This window comes from Streptomyces sp. NPDC059008 (assembly GCF_042749045.1).
Lineage (GTDB): Bacteria > Actinomycetota > Actinomycetes > Streptomycetales > Streptomycetaceae > Streptomyces.
Genome location: NZ_JBHYJC010000104.1, coordinates 1 through 2,558 on the forward strand (window position 1 = coordinate 1; position 2,558 = coordinate 2,558).

Sequence of the window (2,558 nt, forward strand, 5' to 3'; positions counted from 1 at the left end):
TGACAGGACCTTGACAAGCTCTATCGTTGCAGGTCAGGGGCACTTCTCGCGTTTTCAATCACGTCCCGGACGCCAGGCCACGTGAAAGCCCGAGGCTAGTGCCCCGCCGGTAGGCCACCGATTCCTTCGGCACGCAGCGCCTGCTGGAGCAGGCCGCCCAACGGCTGGCGGGCAACCGCCCGATACCCGACCGGCTGATCTCCCTGGCCAATCCCGACGTCCGGCCAATCCGCAAGGGCAAGTCCCAAGATCGGCGACCTTCTCCGCGAACGCCGGGTCTTTCGACAGTTTGAAGGTGCCCGACCGGTGCGGCTGCAGGTTCTCCTCCCACCAAATGCGGGCGATGTAGTGGAAGGAGACCCTGATGCCCTCGCGTTGCTTCAGATGGTCGGCCAGTGTGCGCGTCGACCAGTGCGACAGGCCCCATTCCGGCGGCGGAGTCATCCTCGTCAGCGCGATCACCCGGCCGCGGGTCTGCAGCGGCACTTGTTCCCTTCCGCCACCGCGCCTTCTCTCCACCAGCCCCGCCACTCCGCGCTCCGCGTACCGGGTCCTGGTGCGGTCCACCGTTCGGACGGACACGCCCGCCAGTTCGGCGATGTCCTTACGACGACAGCCCTCAGCGACCCCCAACACGATGCGAGCCCGCAGTGCCACATCCGCCGCCACGTGCCGGCCCGCCGCCAACACCCGCAATTCTGCGGTCTGTTCCGAAGAGAGGTTCACGCACCGCCCAACGACTCAGAGAGTTTAAGGTGACACGAATCGGATCATGAGACACTAGCCAATCGTCCATCTGTAGCGCCTGGTCAATGTCGGCACCCACGACCAGGACCCGGCCGACGGCCGGAACATCCGCCTTATTTAGTGCAGTGCGCGCCCGGGCGATCATCTTGCGGACACTGCCCGAGGTGACCTAGTGGCCAGTGGCCTTGTCCACGTCCACGGTGCCAATGCCCGGCGAACGGGAAGCTTCCACTCGGCGAGGCTCTCAGATTCGATGCCACCGGAGTTGTCGACCCGTAGATGCTGCTCAGCGCCGGTCAGGCGAGACGGGCGCTTGATGTTCACAACGTCACCCGCCGCGCCGGTGAAGTCCGCGCCGGAATCCTTGGCGACAAGTCCCGCTAGAACCGTCTGCCGCTTGAGTAGACCGAGGGTCCCCACAGCTAGCTTGTCCGCCTTCGCAAAAACATGAGACATGAATACGCATCTCTCTGCGCCGCTTAGAAACGAGCGCGCTTAGCAAAAGCCCGAGCAATCTTGATCGGGCCAATATCGTCGGAATCAGTGGAAGGCGCGTCCGTACCACCGTCGACCGTTGGAGTCGGGCGCTTCGGCGCAGCCGATGTGGACTTTGCGCGTTCAGCAATCACAGATGCGGCAGAAAGCAACTCGTCCTTTGTGGAGCCCTGAATCAGCGCGATCACGTCAGCCGATAGTCCGGTCTCGTCGGCAACCTCACGCAGCAGCAACCGCCGCGCCTCGCCGAGCTCCGACTGAACGGCCTCGACCTGCTCACGCAGGTGCTGTTCCTCGGTCTTGCGTGCTTCCTCGGCCTCCTGGTGGGCCTGGACGATCGGCACGTACTCCGCCAACTGTGCCCGTAGCTGCTCCAGCTCGGCGGACAGATCCTCCGCGGCCGGCGGTGCGTAGACCACCGCATCAGGCGCCGCGGGTTCGGTCTCGTTGATCGCCTCGTCACTCATGCGTAAACCTCTCAAAAATCGGTTCGTTAGACGACGGAACCGTTCACTCGAATGGCCGCTCTCCGATCGTAGCCAGCCACAGAGGCGAGCACGGTGGTGCCATGAACAAAACGCGAATGAACCTCTCGAAGAGAACTGTTTTGCGGACGGCCCTGGGCGGCGCTGCCCTCGGAATGGCTTTTGCCGCAGGAGCCACAACGACCGCGTACGCCGTCGGCAACTCCACCCCTCACGCCGTCACAAAAGCCCCGGCTGACTGGGGCGACCAGAACAACGGCATAGGAGGGGGGTCCAACAGCCACGGCTGGGGGAACCAGAGCAACGGCATGGGAGGGGGGTCCAACAGCCACGGCTGGGGGAACCAGAGCAACGGCATGTCCTGACGGATAAAACCGTCACAGACTCGGGCTGAAGCGAAGGACCGGCACAGTTCCTCCACTTGGCCCGCACCGCCCCGCCTGTTCTGCCGTGCTCCATGGCAGAACGGGCGGGGCTTCCATATGCGCCCTATGCGCGGCCTTCGACGAGCCGCCGGAACTGAATCGGTTCACCGCCCGCCTCACGCCACAGAGCACCGTAACGCTGCTCCTGAGGCGTACGGCGTGACCGACGCGAATAGACCGGCTCCATGTGGCACTGACACGCACGATGAACACCCGCACCCCGGCCACCTCGACCGCTGCCCTTCCGGGAACCCGCCGCGGACTTCTGGTCCCTATAGACAGCGCCCCGACTCGCCAACATCAAGTTACTTAGTGAGCGTTTGATTCTGGGTTGTCTGTTTTGTTTGGCTCAGGTGTCACGCCAGTTGGTGGTGGCTTCGTGGGTGAGGCGGCGGGTCATGAGGTT

The 2,558-nt window shown here is 64.0% G+C and carries 1 protein-coding gene and 1 pseudogene; both read right to left on the reverse strand.

All coding sequences use genetic code 11. From position 1 onward, the window contains the following. Positions 1-342: 342 nt before the first annotated feature. A pseudogene (locus ACFWZH_RS39410) lies at positions 343-726 on the reverse strand (helix-turn-helix domain-containing protein); the annotation flags it as partial. Between the two features lie 500 nt (positions 727-1,226). After that, entirely contained in the window at positions 1,227-1,709 is a 483-nt protein-coding gene (locus ACFWZH_RS39415) for a hypothetical protein (protein ID WP_384443353.1), read from the reverse strand. Positions 1,710-2,558 lie beyond the last annotated feature (849 nt).

Bases quoted from the DNA above. Each gene is read 5' to 3' on its own strand.
- ACFWZH_RS39415 (WP_384443353.1), bottom strand. From the start codon at position 1,709: ATGAGTGACGAGGCGATCAACGAGACCGAACCCGCGGCGCCTGATGCG.